The 17,428-nt window shown below is 66.1% G+C and carries 16 protein-coding genes; 8 read left to right on the plus strand and 8 right to left on the minus strand.

Features of this window, described 5'->3' with window-relative positions; all coding sequences use genetic code 11:
* The 4 genes from ACIRA7_RS09435 to ACIRA7_RS09450 form a co-directional block, all read left to right on the plus strand.
* Positions 1–462 (plus strand): hypothetical protein (locus tag ACIRA7_RS09435; protein ID WP_396220589.1); only part of this gene is annotated, 462 nt, incomplete at its 5' end.
* Positions 462–2,168 (plus strand): HEAT repeat domain-containing protein, encoded by a 1,707-nt coding sequence (locus ACIRA7_RS09440; RefSeq protein WP_396220590.1) that lies wholly within the window; start codon positions 462–464, stop codon positions 2,166–2,168. The genes ACIRA7_RS09435 and ACIRA7_RS09440, both read left to right, overlap by 1 nt.
* The gene (locus ACIRA7_RS09445; protein WP_396220591.1) at positions 2,165–2,971 is read left to right on the plus strand and encodes a HEAT repeat domain-containing protein; all 807 of its coding nucleotides are present in this window, start codon (positions 2,165–2,167) and stop codon (positions 2,969–2,971) included. The genes ACIRA7_RS09440 and ACIRA7_RS09445 overlap by 4 nt, the downstream gene beginning before the upstream one ends.
* Positions 2,972–3,068: 97 nt before the next feature.
* The gene (locus ACIRA7_RS09450) at positions 3,069–4,400 is read left to right on the plus strand and encodes a M24 family metallopeptidase (RefSeq protein WP_396220592.1); all 1,332 of its coding nucleotides are present in this window, start codon (positions 3,069–3,071) and stop codon (positions 4,398–4,400) included.
* 154 nt (positions 4,401–4,554) lie between these two features.
* Here the strand turns inward: ACIRA7_RS09450 and ACIRA7_RS09455 are convergent, their stop codons facing one another.
* Complete coding sequence (locus tag ACIRA7_RS09455; protein WP_396220593.1) at positions 4,555–5,022, minus strand: OsmC family protein; 468 nt, start codon at positions 5,020–5,022, stop codon at positions 4,555–4,557.
* Positions 5,022–5,927 (minus strand): sulfurtransferase, encoded by a 906-nt coding sequence (locus tag ACIRA7_RS09460; RefSeq protein ID WP_396220594.1) that lies wholly within the window; start codon positions 5,925–5,927, stop codon positions 5,022–5,024. The genes ACIRA7_RS09455 and ACIRA7_RS09460 overlap by 1 nt, the downstream gene beginning before the upstream one ends.
* A 74-nt stretch (positions 5,928–6,001) precedes the next feature.
* Between ACIRA7_RS09460 and ACIRA7_RS09465 the strand changes: the two genes are divergently transcribed.
* On the plus strand, positions 6,002–7,105 hold the full coding sequence (locus ACIRA7_RS09465; RefSeq protein ID WP_396220595.1) for a hypothetical protein: 1,104 nt from the start codon (positions 6,002–6,004) through the stop codon (positions 7,103–7,105).
* 23 nt (positions 7,106–7,128) lie between these two features.
* The gene (locus ACIRA7_RS09470) at positions 7,129–7,467 is read left to right on the plus strand and encodes a (2Fe-2S) ferredoxin domain-containing protein (RefSeq protein WP_396220596.1); all 339 of its coding nucleotides are present in this window, start codon (positions 7,129–7,131) and stop codon (positions 7,465–7,467) included.
* 66 nt (positions 7,468–7,533) lie between these two features.
* On the opposite strand, the gene ACIRA7_RS09475 is transcribed toward ACIRA7_RS09470, so the two are convergent.
* Entirely contained in the window at positions 7,534–8,103 is a 570-nt protein-coding gene (locus ACIRA7_RS09475) for an HNH endonuclease (RefSeq protein ID WP_396220597.1), read from the minus strand.
* A 21-nt stretch (positions 8,104–8,124) separates the two neighbouring features.
* On the opposite strand from ACIRA7_RS09475, the gene ACIRA7_RS09480 reads away from it, so the two are divergent.
* Positions 8,125–8,304 carry a hypothetical protein gene (locus ACIRA7_RS09480; protein ID WP_230981087.1) on the plus strand — a complete coding sequence of 60 codons (180 nt, stop codon included), beginning with the start codon at positions 8,125–8,127 and terminating at the stop codon, positions 8,302–8,304.
* Positions 8,305–8,341: 37 nt separating this feature from the next.
* Here ACIRA7_RS09480 and ACIRA7_RS09485 read toward each other — a convergent pair whose 3' ends face one another.
* From ACIRA7_RS09485 to ACIRA7_RS09500, 4 genes are all read right to left on the minus strand, one after another.
* Complete coding sequence (locus ACIRA7_RS09485) at positions 8,342–9,802, minus strand: cyanophycinase (protein WP_396220598.1); 1,461 nt, start codon at positions 9,800–9,802, stop codon at positions 8,342–8,344.
* A 98-nt stretch (positions 9,803–9,900) separates the two neighbouring features.
* Positions 9,901–10,605 carry an energy transducer TonB gene (locus tag ACIRA7_RS09490; RefSeq protein ID WP_396220599.1) on the minus strand — a complete coding sequence of 235 codons (705 nt, stop codon included), beginning with the start codon at positions 10,603–10,605 and terminating at the stop codon, positions 9,901–9,903.
* Between the two features lie 178 nt (positions 10,606–10,783).
* Positions 10,784–11,485 (minus strand): TVP38/TMEM64 family protein, encoded by a 702-nt coding sequence (locus tag ACIRA7_RS09495; RefSeq protein ID WP_396220600.1) that lies wholly within the window; start codon positions 11,483–11,485, stop codon positions 10,784–10,786.
* Positions 11,486–11,561: 76 nt separating this feature from the next.
* Positions 11,562–14,357 carry a M14 family zinc carboxypeptidase gene (locus ACIRA7_RS09500; RefSeq protein WP_396220601.1) on the minus strand — a complete coding sequence of 932 codons (2,796 nt, stop codon included), beginning with the start codon at positions 14,355–14,357 and terminating at the stop codon, positions 11,562–11,564.
* A gap of 204 nt (positions 14,358–14,561) precedes the next feature.
* Between ACIRA7_RS09500 and ACIRA7_RS09505 the strand changes: the two genes are divergently transcribed.
* A complete protein-coding gene (locus ACIRA7_RS09505) occupies positions 14,562–15,053 on the plus strand; it encodes a hypothetical protein (protein ID WP_396220602.1) in 492 nt (163 codons plus the stop codon).
* Positions 15,054–15,202: 149 nt separating this feature from the next.
* On the opposite strand, the gene ACIRA7_RS09510 is transcribed toward ACIRA7_RS09505, so the two are convergent.
* Positions 15,203–17,428: ATP cone domain-containing protein (locus tag ACIRA7_RS09510; RefSeq protein WP_396220603.1), on the minus strand; the 2,226-nt coding region annotated here is incomplete at its 5' end.

Here is a 17,428-nt window from a genome sequence, read left to right on the forward strand (position 1 = left end):
GCCGTGGCCGATCGTGCGAAGGGTTCGACCGACCGTGCCAGGAATGCTGCGGGGCTCGGACCAGATGCACTGGCCGAGCTGCCGCCGTCGAACGACCCGGTGCGCGTCGCCATGGGCGAACATCTCGGCCGGACGGTGGCGTTGCTCACGACCGTGCGCGATCAGGATCCATCCATGGGTCCCGGCGCCGATGTCTCGGCGTGGGCGCGGGAGCTACTCCGTACCACACGATTGCTGATCGACGAACCGCAGCTGCGCGACGAACGGACGCGCCGCTTGCTGCAGGATCTTGAACTGGTGCTCGTGCAGATCATCCAGGCGCGTGGATCCGCGCCGGAAGCGCAGCGGGCGCCGAAGGAAACGCTTCGCGAAACCAATCTCCTCCCGCGGATGCGCGCCATCGTCACGGCGTCGCGTCCGCTCGAGGAAACGATCAACGGCCTGACCAACGGAGGAGACTGATGTCTCGCATTGTCCGCTGTACCGCTGCGCTTTCGCTCTGTGCCGGCGCGCTGAACGCCCAGGAACCGCCGCGTCCGCCCCGTCCGGCGCGCGCCCCCGTGGCACCGGTCCCGGCGCCACGTCCCGCGCCGACTCCGGCACCCGCCGCGGCGCCGACGCCGTCGGTGTGGTCGATGGACGGGGCGTTCATGGATCCGATGTGGCGCGCCGACGTGGAACGCGAAGCCTCGCGGGCGGCGCGCGCCGGCCTCGACGCGGCACGCGCCGGGCTCGACGCCGCGCGAGTCGGCTTGACGATCGACGGCGCCGCCCTGCGCGATCAGATCGCCGCGCTCGCCCCAATGGCGGAGCTCTCCGGTCTCTCGCGTCTCTCCGAGCTGAGCGCGCTCGCGGCGGTGGACGGCGTCGTGAATCTCTCCGGTCTCGCCGTGTCACGGTCGCGTGGCTACCGCACCGAGGCACCCGAGCCGTGGGCCCAGTCCGACCCGGCCGATTCGCTGTATCGCGAGGCGCGCAAGGCGCTGGCGAGCGATGCGTATCGCAAGGCCGCCGACATGTTCAATCAGATCTGGCGTCGCTACCCGAGCAGCACGTACACGCCGGATGCCTACTACTGGCAGGCGTTCGCGCTGCAGCGTCTCGGCGGCGATCAGAATCTGGGCGAAGCGCTCGCCACGCTCGAAACGCAAGCGCAGAAGTTTCCGAAGGCCGCCACACGCGGCGATGCGGCGGCGCTGCGCGCCCGCATGGAAGGCGTGCTCGCCCGTCGCGGGGATCAGGCGATGGCCACCACGCTGATGGGTCGCGCCGAAGGGGCGACGCGCGACGGATGCCTGCGTGCCAACGACGACGAACGCATCGATGCGCTGAACGCCGTCACGCAGATGGACGCCGACAAGGCGATGCCGATCCTCAAGAAGGTGCTGGCCCGCCGTGAGGCCTGCACGCAGCAGCTGCGTCGCACCGCCGTGTGGCTGGTGGCGTCCCGCAAGGCGCCGGAGGCCGCCGAGATCCTGATGAACGCGGCGAAGACGGATCCCGACAAGGAAGTGCGCGAGCAGGCCGTATTCTGGATGGCCAACGTGCCGACGGATGAGGCGACGACGATGTTGATCGACCTGGCCCGTCGCGGCGATGATCTCGATTTGCGCAAGCGTGCCGTGTATGCGCTGTCGCGGTCGAAGCAAGCGCGCGCCGCGACCACGCTGCGTGAGATCGCACTCGACGCCAGCGCGCCGATCGAACTGCGCGGTGATGCGATGCAGTGGTACATCTCGGGCGCTGGTCGCGGCGCCGACGAGACCATGACGTTCCTCAAGGACATGTACGGCAAGGCCGACGAGCAGCAGCTCAAGATGCGCGTGCTGTCGCAGATCGCGTCACGCCGTACCGAGGAATCGCGTGACTTTCTCGTGGCGATCGCGACCAATCAGCGCGAGTCGATGGAAGCGCGCCGCGCGGCGGTGTCCGTGATCGGCAACTTGGCGCAGCTGAGCACGATTTACGACAAGAGCCCAGACGTTGAGATCCGTCGCCAGGTACTGAGCTCACTGGGTTCGATGCGCGACAACGCCGGTATCGACAAGCTGATCGACGTGGCGCGTACCGAGAAGAACTTCGAGCTGCGCAAGACGGCCGTGAGCATGCTCTCGCGCACCAAGGATCCGCGCGCACTGGCGTTGCTGCAGGAAATCATCGACCGATGACGATGACGACGAAGGGGATCGCGCTTGCCGTCACGCTCGTGCTCTCGTCGTCGCTCGCCTTCTCACCCGCCAGATCCCAGTCCCTCGGCTCGCGCATCGAGGCGGTGCGCGATGGCCGGGTGCGAATGACCTTCGCGGCGCGGACTGGGGTGTGCGGGAACGGCAGTAGCTGGTATCGCTCGCGCGACGGTGGACGTTCGGGACAGTTCAACGGCACGTGGAACGGCGGTAACGACGTCGAGAACAGCTGTGAGCAGGGTCCGGTGCGCGTAGTGGTCGTGCGCGAAGCGGGTGACACGAAGGAGATTCGCACGTATGTCGGCGGCCGTTGGCGCGCCGATACCGGCATCACCGATCTCGGCGCCGTGTCGGCCGTCAGCGCCGGCACTTGGCTGCTGAGCCAAGCCGAACGTGGTGCCGACCGGCCGGCCCGCGGCGCGCTGACCGCCGCCACGCTCACTGATTCGGTGGATGCCGCGGCCACGCTGCTGCGCATCGCGAAAGACGACTCGCGCAGTCAGGAGGTGAAATCGAGCGCCGTGACCTGGCTCGGTGAAGTGGTCGGCGATCGCGTCTCGAGTACGCTCGACTCGATTGCCTACGAACCCGGTGACCGCGAGCTGCGTCGAACGGCGATCAACACGATCAGCCGCCGCCCGGCCGACGAAGCCGTGCCGGCGCTGATCAAGATGGCCGAGTCGCTGCCCGACAAAGAGCTGCGGCGCACAGCGGTGCAGGCGCTGGCGCGGAATAAGGATCCACGGGCGATGGCGTGGATCGAGCGGAGGGTGGGAAAGCCGTAGGGGTGGTGAACGGGATACTGCCAACTGCTTCCTCGGCGGTTGGCAGTTTGCGGATTCGCGGCCCATACTTCCGAATCAGCCCCCCCAACCCGCCCCCATGCCCTCCTTCCGCTTCATCGCCGCCGCGCTCGCCGTGAGCGCCTCCGCGCTCAGTGCCTCCGCCCTCTCTGCCCAAGCCCCCGCCGAACCGGCGCGCGTGCGCTGGGAACGCCAGTGCCAGATCCGCAAGGACAAGTTCGAGAAGATCCTGCCGCGCGCGATGCGCGAGAATGGCGTCGACATGTGGATCGTGATGCAGAAGGAGAATCAGTTCGATCCCATGTACGAGGATCTGGGCCGCGGCTACGTGGGGAGCGTGGGCTACTACATCTTCACCGACCGCGGTGGGGATCGTATCGAGCGCGCCGCGATCGGGGTGAGCGGTTACCTGCTCGAGCAGTGCAAGGTGTACGACATCGTGCGGGGCTTCGCGCCGCTCAAAACGTTCATCGCCGAGCGGAACCCCAAGAAGATCGCCCTCAACATGTCGGACGAAGTCGGCGCCGCCGACGGGCTCTCGAAGACGTCGTACGATCGGCTGATCAAGGAGATCGGACCCGAGTACGCGTCGCGGGTGGTGTCGGCCGAGAAAGTGGTGAGCGACTACCGCTCTGGCTTTACGGCGTCGCAGATCGTGGCACTCGGTGAAGCCGGCGAGATCTCGCGGCGCATTGCCCAGCGCGCGCTCAGCAACGAGGTCATCACGCCGGGCGTGACCACGCTGGAGGATGTGGCGTGGTGGATGATGGATCAGTTGCAGCAACGCGCGCTGGGGTCGTCGTTCGACATGCCGTCGGTGTACATCACTGGTCCGAAAGGCATCGAAGCCACGAGCACCGATCGCATCATTCAGCGCGGCGACCTGCTCATCATTGATTGGGGCGTGGGCTACCTGAACGTATGGACCGACGTGAAGCGCATGGCGTATGTGCTCAAGCCCGGCGAAACGACCGTGCCCAAGGGCATTCAAACGGCGTTCGACAATGCGCTGAAGGTGCGCGACGTCATTCGTCGTACCATCCGCCCGGGACCGACCGCCGGCGACATGGTGGAGCAGCTCAAGACGGAAATCGTGAAGTCGGGCTTCCGCATGCAGGGCGCGTTCAACGAAGTGACGAACGACAATCAGGTCGAAGTCATGTTCGGGTGTCACTCCGTGGGCGACCGGGGGCACGGCGCGGGTCCGTCCATCGCGTGGTTCAATCCGCGACAGATGACGTTCGCCATCAAGCCCTTCAACCCGTTTTCCATCGAACTGTTCGCGTGGACGCCCAACCCCGATTGGGGCGGCGCGAAAGTGCGCATTCCGCTCGAGGACGACGCGATCGTCACCGATCGGGGGGTGGAGTGGCTATATCCGGTGAATGAGAGGGTGTGGGTGATCAAGTAGGTATCGCAACTGCGAACACCCTAGGAAGCAGGGGGGAGGGTTTCAGGGGGCAGGAAGCAGGAACCACGCGCGGTTCATCTGCTTCCTGCCCCCTGAAGCCCTCCCCCCTGTTCCCTAGGGTGTTGGCAGTTTTCAGCCTACAGGCGTCGCACCATCACTCGTACGACCCGTTCAACTCCAATCTCCACGTGATTGGCATGTTCGGATCGAGCGAGTCGCGCACCGAGCAGTACTTGGTCACGGCCAGCTCGATCGCCCGCTCGGCGTGCACGCGTTCCACCTCGGCGCCGATGATGTGGTATACCAGCTCGATCTTCGTGATGCGGCCGGGCGTGCCGGCGAAGCGCTCGCCGACCACGTCGACGGACATTGCACTCATCGGCGTGCGCCGCTTCGCCAGAATATCCACGACGTCGACCCCCGTGCATCCCGCCAACGCGCACAGCAGCGTATCGACGGGAGACGGGCCCTGCTTGCCCGATGAGTCCATCGTGATCGACGGGCCACCCGACAAGCGGACACCGTCAAACACGTGATCACCCGACCACGTCACCTGCACCGTAGCCGGCGGCTTGCCGAGGATCGGCATGGCGGTGGTGTCCTTGAGTTGCTCTGCGCTCATTACGGCTCTCCTCCTTGGCGGATGGGGGCGCGGACGGCGTTACCCCACTCCGTCCACGACCCGTCGTAGTTGCGAACCTTCTCGAAGCCCAGCAGGTACGTCAGAACAAACCAGGTGTGCGAGGACCGCTCACCGATCCGGCAGTACGTGACCACGTCGTCGCCGCGCACGAGACCGAGTTCGCCCTCGTAGATCGCCCGCAACTCCTCGGCCGCCTTGAATGCACCGTCGGCTGCGGCGGCGCGGGCCCACGGCATGCTACGCGCCCCGGGAATGTGGCCGCCGCGCAGCGTTCCTTCCTGCGGATAGTCGGGCATGTGCAGCTTCTCGCCGGTGTACTCCTGCGGCGAACGCACATCCACCATCGGTTGGCCCGCTTGCATGTGCGCGCGCGTGTCGTCGATGAAGGCGCGAATCGCCACATCGTTGCGTTCACGCGCCGTGTACGCGCTGGCCGGAAAGGACGGCACATCGGTAGTCGTCGGCCGGTCTTCGGCCAGCCACTTGGCGCGACCACCGTCGAGCACGACGGCGTTGTCGAACCCGAACAGCTGGAACACCCAGAAGGCATAAGTGGCCCACCAGTTATTCTTGTCGCCGTAGAACACGACCGTCGTGCTGTCGTCGATGCCCTTGGCGCGGAGCAGCGATTCAAACGCGGCCCGTGCGATGTAGTCGCGCTCGACCTGATCGTTGAGGTCGATGTGCCAGTCGAGCTTCTGGGCGCCGGGAATGTGCTCCACGCTGTACAGGAGCACGTCCTCGTTGCACTCGAGCAGACGGAGCGACGGGTGGTCGAGGTGCTCGGCCAGCCACTCGGTGCTGACGAGGCGCTCCGGGTGCGCGTAGCCCTTTGCGGCGCTGCGCGGATCCGGCGTGTTGGGCAATGCGGAAAGTGGGGGCATGGATGGAGGCTAGCGACTTGGTGCTGGGGTGGCGAGGGGCGAACGCATTCCACCGTCGCGCGCTACATTGCGATATGCTCACCGTCCTCGGATCCGCCATTGCGTATCGACTGTTCGACGTGGGATACGCCATTGATCTCGAGCGGGCGCTTGCCCTGCTCGCCGCCAGCGCCCCGGAGCGCGTGCGCCCGGTCCGCGGCGAAGGGCAGGCGCTGCAGATCAGCAATCCGCCGATCACGGTGTGGTTGGGCGGCGACGTGCTCGTCGTGGACGGGACGGTGCATGAGGTCGAGCTGTCGGCCCGGATCTTCGATTTCGCCGTCGTGTCGCTTCGCGTGCGCGTGCGCCCCTTGGGGGCTTGCACGTGGGAGCAATTCACCGAGTTCGGCCGGCGGCTTGAGCACCATCCCGGCATCAACGCGCTGGTGCAGGCTCAGCTGCAGCTGCTGTGCGAGCGTATGCGACCGGCGATCGACCGGCCGGCGATTGCCGGGGTGCACGAGGACTACACCGTCTTCCGCATCACCCATATCACCGACGACCACGGTACGCCGCTGTCGGCGGCGGCGCTGGCCTCGCTGGATGTCGTACCGCTGCTGCTGAACGAAACGCGCCCGCTCAGCGCGGAGGCCCGACGCGAACTGCTCCCGCACCGTTTCACGTACTACGGCGACGACCTCGCCCTGTTGACCTGGGAGAACGCGCTCGTGGTCGAGCCCGGCGAGGAGGACACCGACCTGCAGTACATCCTCGAGTTCGCCAATGCGCAGCTGCTCGAGCTGCGCTACTACGACGCGCAGCTCGACGCGGAATTGCCCCGACTGTACGATGCGATCGAGGCGGCGCGCGCCCGCCGCTCGGTGTTCCCCGGCCGCCGGTTCGGGGCGCTGCTGTCACGCCTGCAGGCGCAGGTGGCCGATTCCACCGAATTGGTAGAGCGCGTGGAAAATGCGCTGAAGGTTACCGACGATGTGTATCTGGCCCGCGTGTATTCGGCGGCGCTGGAGCTGTTCCGCGGCCGGGCATGGCGGGCCGGGATCGACCGTAAGCTGGCCATCCTTCGGGAGACCTACGCCATGCTCAACAGCGAAGCGCAGGCGCTCCGCAGCGAGACGCTGGAAATCGCCATCGTGGTGCTGATCGTCGGCGAGCTGGTCATGGCGTTCCTGCGGGGCTGATGGACCGCGAATAGCTTACGGGCATGCAATCCAGCCGCGTCCCCGAGATGGAGCCGTACGCCCGGCATGTGCTGGTGTGTTCCGGCTCCTTCTGCAACGAGAACCGCGCTGGCCGCGTGATCTATGCGCGCCTCGCCTCGCTCCTGCAGCGCGAGGGCTTGCTGTTCGGCCCCACCCGCGTGAAGCGCAGCGAGGCGCCGTGTCTGGGGGTGTGCGTCGGGGGCCCCATCGTCGCCGTGTACCCCGAGGGGGTGTGGTACGCCGGCGTCACGCTGGAATTGCTGGAGCGCATTGTGTGCGAACATTTGAAAGCAGGCCGCGTGGTCGAGGACGCGGTGTTCCATCGGATGACAGCGGAGTAACGAGCCGGGAATACCACGACGCCGTACTCCTCACGTCACCGTCCGACGGTGCGGTGGTCGGCGTGGCTACTGTTCTTCGGCGCTCTGGTCGCCGCCAGGGCCTGTCGGCAGCGGAGCGTCCGCCTTTGAAAAAACGTTCGCGATGGCCTCGGAGCTGCGCAGCCCCCGGATCCCCTCCACGAGCTCCGTTGAGGCCCCCATCACGCCCCGGCGCGCAAGCTCCTCGGCCACCGCTTTCATGTGTCTTGCGTGTACATACCGCGCGCGTTGGAAGAAGTTCCGGCGGGCCTCGGGGTTTTCCGCGAGGAAGCGGGGCAAAGGATGGCTCCCCTTGCGTGTGTTGCAGCCGATACACGCCGTCACTACGTTGCCGGAGGATCCGTCGCCCCCGCGCATCCGCGGCTGGACGTGGTCCACGCTGAGAGCCTCCAGTTCGTGCACGAGCCCGCAGTACACGCAGCGGTGCTCGTCTCGCGCAAAGATCTCGAAGCGGTTCACCCGGTTCTGCCTGTCATCACTCCTCCTGTGAATCTCCCGGATCGCGGTCGTCGGATGATCTTCGATCAGCTGACCAGGTTCCTCGATACCGAGGAAAGCAGGGCGACACCCGATGACGTCCCGCCCCGCCTTACCCACAAAGCCCTTGAGGGCCTGCGTATGTCGCGTTCCCGTGAACGGATCCTGAATAATCTCGAAGAGATGTACCGCGAAGCGTTCGATCGCGCCAAGGAAACGGCCGATCCCGCCGCCATGGCGTCGCTCGACTTCGCTTATCGTCGCGAACAGTTGTACTTCGAGATCTTGCTCGACGTGCGGGACGCGATCGAGAAGAAGTAGCGGCCCTCCGGCCGCACCGATGGGTGCGGCCGACTGTTTACCGGGCCAGCAACCGGTTCGCGATACGTTCGGCGGCCGACCGGGCGTCGAACGTTTCGTCATTCGTGAGGATGATGATCGTCGTTCTTCGACCCGGGTATCGCACCCAGGCCGAGCGCCGTCCGTCGTCGCGGCCGAAGACGCGCTGCACGACCTCGTCGCGCTCGGTGTCCACCCGGAATCCGGTCGGCTCCGCGGTCTGAGCCGAACGCCCCTGATCGAAGCGGTACAGATCGTCCACGGTGCCGCTCCACCGTTTTGTGGTGCTGTCGTACGCCAGTCGCTGTGCACCACCCACCCCCGTCACGCGACGCACGGACGCGGCCGTGATGCGGCCGGTGCTGTCGGGAGCGAGTGCCGCGTTCAACACGGCCGATAAGCCGCCAAGCGCGAAGTTCGGCGCACCGGTTTCCGGCGTGAAGCGACGTTGGACCGCGATGCCATAAGCACGGTTTACCAGCACCCGCCCCCCCTGCGCCACGAGCACCGTGGCACCACCACTCGCCGGCTCACCATACGACGCGAACAGGGTGTCCACGAAGCGCGCTGTCAGCGGCGTCGCGTCGATCGCGCGCGACACCACCCGTCGCGTGGCGAGGTTGTAACGGTCACCCGGGCGCAGCGTGAGAAAGGGCTTGCCCGCATCGTTGGCGTCGCGGCCGTTGTACACGAATGCTTTGTTGCGCCCGATGATCTCGGCGCTGTCACCACGCACTACCCACACTGTCCCTTCGTCTTCGGAAATACCGAGCAGGTCCGGGCGGCGCGACGTGAGCGAATCGTGCAGGTCGGGGAGTCGTTCGCGCGCCACGACGTGCTGATCGATGGCGACGCCGCGCAGATACGCGAAACCTTTCAGATACTGCGGATGATTGAACAGCCGATTGTCGTTGGACGGCGCGCCGCGCACGAGATAGTCGCCCAGGATCGACGCGCCGGCCGATGATCCACCCACTACACCACCGCGATCGAGCACGTCCTGAAAGGCGCGCTCCGACTTGGTGCCAGCGTACGAGTTCACCAGCCGATAGTGGCGGCCGCCGCCGAACCACACGCCGCGCGCATTCGCGATTTTCGCCACGAAGCTGTCGGCATCGGCGACGGTACGACTCGTTGTGTGGTATACCACCACGTTGCGCGCGCCGGCATTCTTGAGCCCACGGCCGCCGTCGGAGGTGTCGATGGAATCGCCGCCGGCCGTCGGCACATCCACGATGAGCGCATCGGGCCCGCCCGCGAGTTCGATGAACTTGGCGAGCACTTCGGGGCCCTGCTGACCGCCACCCACCACCATCACCGAGCCGGTGCGCGGACCCACCGATGGGGTGCCGCGGGCACTCGTGGTGGCGGCGGAGACCCGGGGCGCGCCGCTTGTTCCGGCGCAGGCGACGGCGACCGATGAGACCAGCAGCAGTGCCGCCACCTGACGGCCAGGTACGACGAACGATTCAGCGAGCATGTGCGGCGTCCTGATGGAGGCAGACGGATAGACGTTCGGAGCAACCTCAGCTTACGCTCCAGGCGTCACTCTCGCTGGCCCGTCGCACGGTAACCTGTTCAATCGTGACGCACGGTGAACTGAAACGATTGCTGCACGAGCTGGGCGACCCGCGCACCACCGGCTTCGGCCGGGAGAAAGCGCATCCGCGACAGGGCCGTGCGCACCGCGGCCGTGAACAGCGGGTGCTGGCTCTCGAGCACCTGCAACGTGGCGAGCTGCACGCGCCCGGTCGAATCGACGACGAACTGCGCCATCACGTGTCCCTCGATTCCCGCCGTGCGCAACATCTCCGGGTAGGCCGGCCCTGTGGTCCCTGGAAGCACCATCACGGGCTTTTCGACCTCGTTCTGAAGGAACACGCCATTCACGGCTGGCGCGACGCCAGTACCCCCTTCCAGGCCGTTGGCGCGGCCACCCGGTTTGCCGATGCCCGTAAAGTCGTCCACGTTGGTTGGCGGAAGGCTCACGTCGACCGCGGGCAGCGATGTGGCGATGTCGATCGGGGCACGCAGCACCGCGAAGCCTTTCGCCACCGGCGCCGCCGGGAACACCTTCGGAGCAACGGCGGGTGTCGTGGGAGGCGGCGTGGTGGTGGTGAACTTGACCGCCGTCTCGCGCTGCTCGGCGACGCGGGCGACCGTGGTCTGGGCGGTCGCCACCACCAGCGCGCCCACAATGCTGGCGTGCACCGCGACCGAAACCATCGATCCGCCAACCGACCGGGTACGCGTGGCCCGCGATGCAATCAATGTCTGAAACATGCATGCCTCCATGAGGTGGGATAGGACAGCAGGTCTGTCCGATACCACAGTGGGAGAGCGGCATGAGGCCTTCATGACGGCGAGATGACGGATTGCTAATCCAATCATGACGTGTCAATGCGCCTTGCATGAAGGTAGGATGACGAGCGGTCGCAACGCGCACCGGTCGCCCAGCGAGTTACACCGGCAACTCGCGGCGCGCCTCGGCGTCGCGAAGCGCCCGCTGCGTCATCCGCGCGAAGAGCAGCCCCAGCACCACCGTCGCGATCACGCCGAGGGCGAGCACCGGCATGGGTAAGGTGCCTTTGCTGTGGGCCGCCTGCGACCCCGCTGCGCCGAAGGCCGCGTACGACGCGATGATCGGCAGCATCCCCGGCATCGCCAGCATGAAGTCGCGGGTGCGGACCCTCGTAACCCCAAGCGCGTAGTTGGAGAGCACGAACGGGATGGCGGGGGACAGCCGCAGCAGGAACATGAGGCGCAACCCGTCGTCGCCGATCACGCGATCGACGGCCGACAGGGTGGGATGCGCCGCCACGCGCCGCGCCACGCTGGCGCGGAGCACCGTGCGCCCCAAGAGGAACGCCATCGTGCCGCCGATGGTCGCGCCGGTCAGGACCAGCAGGCTGCCGTTGACCACGCCAAAGACGGCGCCGGCGGCCATCGTGAGCAAGAAGGCCGGGAGCATCAAGAGCACCACGCCGATGTACGCGGCCAAAAAGGCCAGCGGGGCCCACACGCCGAGGGTTTGGACCCACGTGGAGAAGCCGGGCAGGTACGGTGTGGCCAGCTGACCGAGGGCGATGCCGGCCACCAGTGGTACGGCGATCCCGGCGGCACGCACGAGACCGGTGGCGGCATTCCTGAGGTCGAAAGGCATGGCGGAATATACCCCAAGAAAACAGAACGGCCCCGGCGTGTCGTACGCCGGGGCCGTTCCGCACGTCAACGACGCACTACTGCAACGGCTTCGTCGGGCGCTGGAATCCGCCGTCGAGCGCGTTCAGGAACAGCTTGTACGTGCCGTGCGGCTGCGTCCGGAACAGAATCTCCGGTCCGAACAGCCACATCGTGCCCTGACCCATCTTCGCTTCGGCCATCGCGACGCCGCCCTTGAGCAGCTCCTGTCCCCACGCCCAGCCGCTGGTGAGCGGCTTGTCGGTATCGAAGGTGGCGAGCACGCGCACCCCCTTGGCCGTGGCATCGGGGCCCAGCTTCATCACCGGGCTGTTGTCGAACATCACGCTCGGGCGCGGGTTCATGCCGGTGGCGATCGTGGCCGATGTGTCGATGGCGACTTCGAGCAGCGAGCCGGGGATGTAGTACTTCTCGCCCGCGTACGGACGCCCATTCGCTTCCGTCAGGTAATTCTCGATGGGCAGCCCCATCGCCTTGCCAAGACCAATGGACGATCCGATCGCGACGATGCGGCCACCCGCTTCCACGAAGGTCTTGAGCGCCGGCACCGACTTCTCGGGGCTGATGCGGCCGATCGTGCGACGGAACTCCGCCGGGATGAGCGTGGTGTCCGGCGACCCACCGAAGCCGCGACCAGCGCCCGCTTCGGAGAACATGCCGTCCGTTACCACGATCACATCGTACTTTGCCTTGAGATTGCCCGCGTCGACATCCTGTGGATAGATCGTGGTGTACGCGAACTCGAACTTCTCGAGCAGCAGACGCGTCCAGCCAGTCGGCATGTTGCCGCCGTACCGGTCGATGAGCGCGATGCGTAGCGACTGCACTGGCTGCGCGGCGCCCGGCTTGCGGCTGGCCGCAGCGAAGTTCACGCCGAGCTCCTTCGCGGCCTGCGCGACGACCTTGTCAGCCGCACCGCCAGCGGGAATGAACCACGTGCCGGCCGGCCACGTCGTGCCACCATCGGTGAACGCCGTGGGAAGGCGCGACGCCTTCACCTTCACGGCGGCGAGGCGGTTGGCCACCGTGGCGGCGTCGTTCACTTCCGGGCGCACGAAGTAACCGGCCTTGCCCTTCGCGATCATCCCCATCGGCATCGTCGTGACGCCGTTCACTTTCTCGAACGGTCCCGTCAGGCCGTCGAGCACGCGCTCGAACTGGATGCCCATCTGGAACGCCAGCGTCCAGCCGGCATTGTCGTACGGCGCGATCGGTGGACCACCGGGATAGCGGAAGTCATTCGGGTGATCCTGCGGCTCGAACATGTCGAGCACGTGCGAACGGAACGCCTGATTCGTCATCACGACCCACGAGCCGGCCGGGAACGACTTGCCGTTGGCACTGAATGCCCCGGTGGCGCGATGCACCTGGATGCCCGAGTACTGCAGTGCCTTGATGAACTTGGTGGCCGTGGGAAAATCGTTTTGCGCGCTGCTGAGCACGTAGGCGCGCGGGTCACGATTCTCCGGCTTCTTGAGCTCGGCCATGTACCGATCGTTGGTGACCGCGCTGCCGATGTTCGGGGCTGCGCCGCCGCGCGCTCCACCGGCACGGTTCGCTTCGGGGCTCGGCGCCGCACGGTCCTTCGTGATCTGCGCGATCATCGCATCGACGCGCTTGGGGGAGATCGTCCAGTTGTCCTTCGAGCCGTTCTTGATCTGGTCGTTGCCCATCACCCAGCGATTGAACAGGAACGTCTCACGATAGCGCGAGGCGAGGTCGAGGAACGCGTAGTTCGCCGACACCGAGTAATCGATCGACTGCCGGAAATGCCATTCCTGCGGCGCAATCGGCATCGGAAGGCCGGCCGAGCGCAGCTGGCGATCGGGCACGAGCGAGACGCGAATGGGCGTCGGATTGCCGATCGTCTCGGTGAGGATGCCGATCTGATTGTGGAAGTAGCCCACGGTGCGCATGCCACCGTTCCACCAGGTGCTGTAGTTCGAGCCGGCGCGGAAGGTCAGGCCGGGCTTGTGCTCGAGCACGAACCGATGATTCAGTGCGGCGCCGACCAGGTCGAGGCCCGTGATCATGGCCGGGTGAAACCAGTAGTTGGCCGGATCGCGGTACGGCGGCGCGGCCATGACCGTGCCGGTCGGGCCGGTCTGGTGGTGGTTGTACATGATCTGCGGGTTCCATTCCACGAACAGCTGCTGCGACATGTTGCGCGTTTCGGCCAGCGCATTCATGTAGGCGTCACGGTTGTTGTCGTGGCCCGCATACTTCTCGTACAGGCGCGGAATGTTCGTGTTGCGGCGCAGCTTGTCGGGTTCCTGCATGTACCAGTTGGCCACCAGCTCCATGCCGTCCGGATTCGCATGCGCCATGAGAATGATGCAGTCGTTCAGGATCCGCATCGTCTCGTCGTCGGTGCGGCTGGTGAGCTGGTAGAAGGATTCCATGAGCTGCTGGGCGCCGAGCACTTCGGTCGCGTGCAGTCCACCATCGATCCAGAACACCACCTTGCCTTCCTTCGCCAGCTTGGCCGCTTCGGCGGAATCGAGCCCCTCGGCGTTGGCCAGCCGATTCGAGATCTCTTTGTAGCGCGCCAGATTCTTCAGGTTCGCGGGCGACGAGACGATCGCCATGATCTGCGGCCTCCCCTCCTCGGTCATGCCGATGGTGTCGAGGATCACGCGATCGCTTTGCTTCGCGATGGTCGCGAAGAAGGCGTGCAGCTTGGTGTAGTTGGGCAGCTCGTAGTCGGCGCCGATGTCATGCCCAAAGAACTCCTTGGGGGACGTGAGGCGCGGCTGAGCCGGGAGCGTGGCCGGCAGGGCCGCCGCGAGCAACAGCGCGGAGGAGAGCCGGGTGACACGACGCAGGCAAATCATGCGAGGGACGGGTGGAGAGGATGTTGGGGCAGCCGGGCCCGGCTGCCTGGTTCTCCCGCGAGGGGAGCCACGAGGCATACGATGGGGCTGGGGGCGGCGTTGGGCAAATGATTGTCCAGAATGGCCCGTTTGACGAACTTGGCGGTATCACGGGAGTCCGCCCATCCCAACGTTTTCTGTTGTCGACCCTCAGCCCGCCCAGCGATGCCCACGACTCCGACGCGTTTGGCCGCCCTGCTCGCGACGAGCGCTGCCCTGATCGCCGCTCCGTTGTCCGCCCAAGAAAAGCCGCCGGCCAAGCCGCCTGCCGCGGCGATGGACCGTTCCAAGATGGACCACAGCAAGATGGACCACGGCGCCGCCAAGGCCGAAGGCTGGAAAGAGCTCGACGCCTACCACATGCTGATGATGGCCACGTGGCACCCGGCGAAGGACAAGAACGACTTGGCGCCGATCCGCGCCAAGGCCACCGAGATGGTGGCATCGGCCAAGCTGGTGGCTGCCTCGAAGGCGCCCATGAGCTGCCAGAAGCCGGAGCTGCTCAAGGCGCAGGCCGCCTTGCCGGGTGAGACCGAGAAGGTGGCCGCGATGGTCGCGGCGAAGGCCGCCGACGCCGAGCTCAAGGCCGGCCTCAAGGGGCTGCACGACCGCTTCGACGTGCTGGAAGCCTGTGCGGGTGCGGGGATGAAGCACTAGGCTGGAAACAGCAACACCCTAGGAAGCGGGAAGGAGGGTGTCAGGAGGCAGGAAGCAGGTGAACCGCGCGTGGTTCCTGCCTCCTCCTTCCCGACACCCTCCTTCCTGCTTCCTAGGGCGTTTTGTTCGGTCAGTTCACCAGCACTAGTCTAGATGATCTCGCACGCCCCACCGGCACACGCCACCGTGTCGGCCAGCGTGGTCATGTCCACGCCTTCCAGCAGCATGGTGTAATCGACCGGGCGATACGACAGCGCGTTCCAGCGGATCATGTCGGTCTCGGTCGTCACTTCTTCGCGCGGTGCCTGCGCGTAGATCTTGTCGCCCGTCTCGCGCAGCAGCGAAATGCCGGCGAAGTATTCCTTGTTGTCCCAGATGAACTGCTCGACGGCTTCCCATTCGTCGTCCTTCACCGTGACGGTGTTGGACACGTTGTGGTGGAGCCCCGGGTTGTACTGCTCGTGACGGCGGCCGGCGCGGACCCAATGCTCCTGCACCAAGCGTACGTACTCCAGGAACTGCACGGCGCCGACATCTTCACGCAGGATCGCGTCGGGCTCGGCGCTCACCGGGAAGGTGATCACGTCGGTCGTCTCGGGATCCCACACCGACGTTTCGGTCATGTGCGGATTGTGCAGCTTGAACCACTGGTACAACGGCTCCGTGCGCGCGGCCTGCACGCGACGGAAGTAGTGACGCGCATGGTGCGGGTGAATCCCCGAGCCCGCGCCCAGCACGAGGCTGGCGGTGCCTTCCGGCTTCACGCACGTAATACGCGCGGCCGGCTCGATGCCAAGATGTTCGGCGATCGCGGCGTTGGTGTCGAGGCATTCCTTGGCGCCGCGCTCCAGCACCGACGGATTGAGCAACAGTGACGGCCGATCGAGAATGCCACAGATGGACACCCCCAGCAGCGACTCGCGCTCGTTGATCACGCGCGTGGCGGCGCCGAGGTACGGAATGTTGGTGTACGCCGCCTGCATGGTGCCCAGCAGCGACGCGGCACGGCAGCAGGCCAGGAACGACTCTTCGCTGTCGCAGGCGCCGGCGTTGATCGTGGTGAGGTTGCACATCTGCCAGCCCGACACGCGCGAGCCGACGGGCACGTCGGGGCGGCCGTACTTGGCCAGCTTTGCCTGGGCCGCTTCGTCCACGATCATGTACGGCGCGAGGCCGATTTCCACGCACGGGTTGGCGCCGTATTCGGCGTCGTCCACGAAGTAGAAGCCGGGTTCGCCGAACTCCTTCTGGAACTCGAAGAGCTTCGAGAAGTCCGACGGCTGCACCGTTTCGCGCACGAGCACGGCGGAGTTGTTCGACTTGCCACGCTGCGGGTTGGTCTCGAACCAGTTGCCCGTCTTGGCCGCCGCCATTTCGTCGTCGTCCGACGAGAACAGGCAGATGGTGGCCGAACGACGGATGCCGCCGGAGAGCACGGCGACCGCGACGTGCATCATGATGTCGTACACTTCGATCGGGCGGAGCGCGCGGCCCGGCACCTGATCGAGCATGCGTTCGGCCGACAGCAGCGCTTTCTTGAGCGGCAAGTGTCCCGGCGCGCGACCACCCGAAGTGCGGAGCTGCTGGCCCCGTGAGCGCACGGCGCTGTAGTTGAACTCGATCTTGGTGCCGTCGATGTAGGAGCGGATGAGCGCATCGAGGGCATCCGCCCAGCCTTCGAGCGTATCCGGCACCATGTAGTGCACCACCGGCAGCTCGTTCTCGGCCGCGCGGAGCGGGAAGGTGGGGAGCTGCGCCACATGGTGCTTCTGCACACTGAAGCCGACGCCCGTGCCCGACATGAGCAGGAAGAACGACTCTTTGAACGCGTCGAGTCGATCCATGTGCGTGAAGGCGCAGTTGAACATGCGCGCGTTGTTCGCCTTGATCGCCTGTCCACCGAACTGCAGGGAGCGCATGGAGGGCAGGATCGCGCGACGCTGCAGCGCAGCCTCCGTTTCCGCCATGAGCGCCCGCATCGTGCGTCCACCGAAGCCGGCCACCGGCAGGTCGACCCGGTCGGCGAAGTGGTCGCGATGCATATCCATCACGCGCGTGAACGCTTCGGACGGCGTTTCGCGGCGACCCAGATCCTCGCGGTAGCGCGAGTAGCGCGACAGGAAGATGTAGTCCTGCAGGCCGTTCTCGCTGTGTACGCTGAGGCGATGCTGGGCGCGGGCGGCGCGATACAGCACGTACCGCTTGGCGATGTCCCAGTGTCCGCGCGCGGCGATCATCATTTCAACGATGTCCTGGATCTCTTCGACCGTGGGGACATGGTCCTGGGCCCGACGCTCGACCGTGTTCACCACCAGCTGCGTGATCGCGCAGACGTCGGCGAAGTCGGTGAACCCCAGCCCGAAGCGATGGGCGGC

The sequence above is a fragment of the Gemmatimonas sp. genome (assembly GCF_044376735.1).
Taxonomy (GTDB): domain Bacteria; phylum Gemmatimonadota; class Gemmatimonadetes; order Gemmatimonadales; family Gemmatimonadaceae; genus Gemmatimonas.

What these genes read in the sequence shown, in the direction of transcription:
- ACIRA7_RS09470 (WP_396220596.1), top strand. Translation starts at nt 7,129, where the DNA reads ATGCAATCCAGCCGCGTCCCCGAGATGGAGCCGTACGCCCGGCATGTG.
- ACIRA7_RS09440 (WP_396220590.1), top strand. Translation starts at nt 462, where the DNA reads ATGTCTCGCATTGTCCGCTGTACCGCTGCGCTTTCGCTCTGTGCCGGC.
- ACIRA7_RS09460 (WP_396220594.1), bottom strand. Translation starts at nt 5,927, where the DNA reads ATGCCCCCACTTTCCGCATTGCCCAACACGCCGGATCCGCGCAGCGCC.
- ACIRA7_RS09485 (WP_396220598.1), bottom strand. Translation starts at nt 9,802, where the DNA reads ATGCTCGCTGAATCGTTCGTCGTACCTGGCCGTCAGGTGGCGGCACTG.
- ACIRA7_RS09495 (WP_396220600.1), bottom strand. Translation starts at nt 11,485, where the DNA reads ATGCCTTTCGACCTCAGGAATGCCGCCACCGGTCTCGTGCGTGCCGCC.
- ACIRA7_RS09480 (WP_230981087.1), top strand. Translation starts at nt 8,125, where the DNA reads ATGTCGCGTTCCCGTGAACGGATCCTGAATAATCTCGAAGAGATGTAC.
- ACIRA7_RS09490 (WP_396220599.1), bottom strand. Translation starts at nt 10,605, where the DNA reads ATGTTTCAGACATTGATTGCATCGCGGGCCACGCGTACCCGGTCGGTT.
- ACIRA7_RS09445 (WP_396220591.1), top strand. Translation starts at nt 2,165, where the DNA reads ATGACGATGACGACGAAGGGGATCGCGCTTGCCGTCACGCTCGTGCTC.
- ACIRA7_RS09465 (WP_396220595.1), top strand. Translation starts at nt 6,002, where the DNA reads ATGCTCACCGTCCTCGGATCCGCCATTGCGTATCGACTGTTCGACGTG.
- ACIRA7_RS09505 (WP_396220602.1), top strand. Translation starts at nt 14,562, where the DNA reads ATGCCCACGACTCCGACGCGTTTGGCCGCCCTGCTCGCGACGAGCGCT.
- ACIRA7_RS09455 (WP_396220593.1), bottom strand. Translation starts at nt 5,022, where the DNA reads ATGAGCGCAGAGCAACTCAAGGACACCACCGCCATGCCGATCCTCGGC.
- ACIRA7_RS09450 (WP_396220592.1), top strand. Translation starts at nt 3,069, where the DNA reads ATGCCCTCCTTCCGCTTCATCGCCGCCGCGCTCGCCGTGAGCGCCTCC.
- ACIRA7_RS09500 (WP_396220601.1), bottom strand. Translation starts at nt 14,357, where the DNA reads ATGATTTGCCTGCGTCGTGTCACCCGGCTCTCCTCCGCGCTGTTGCTC.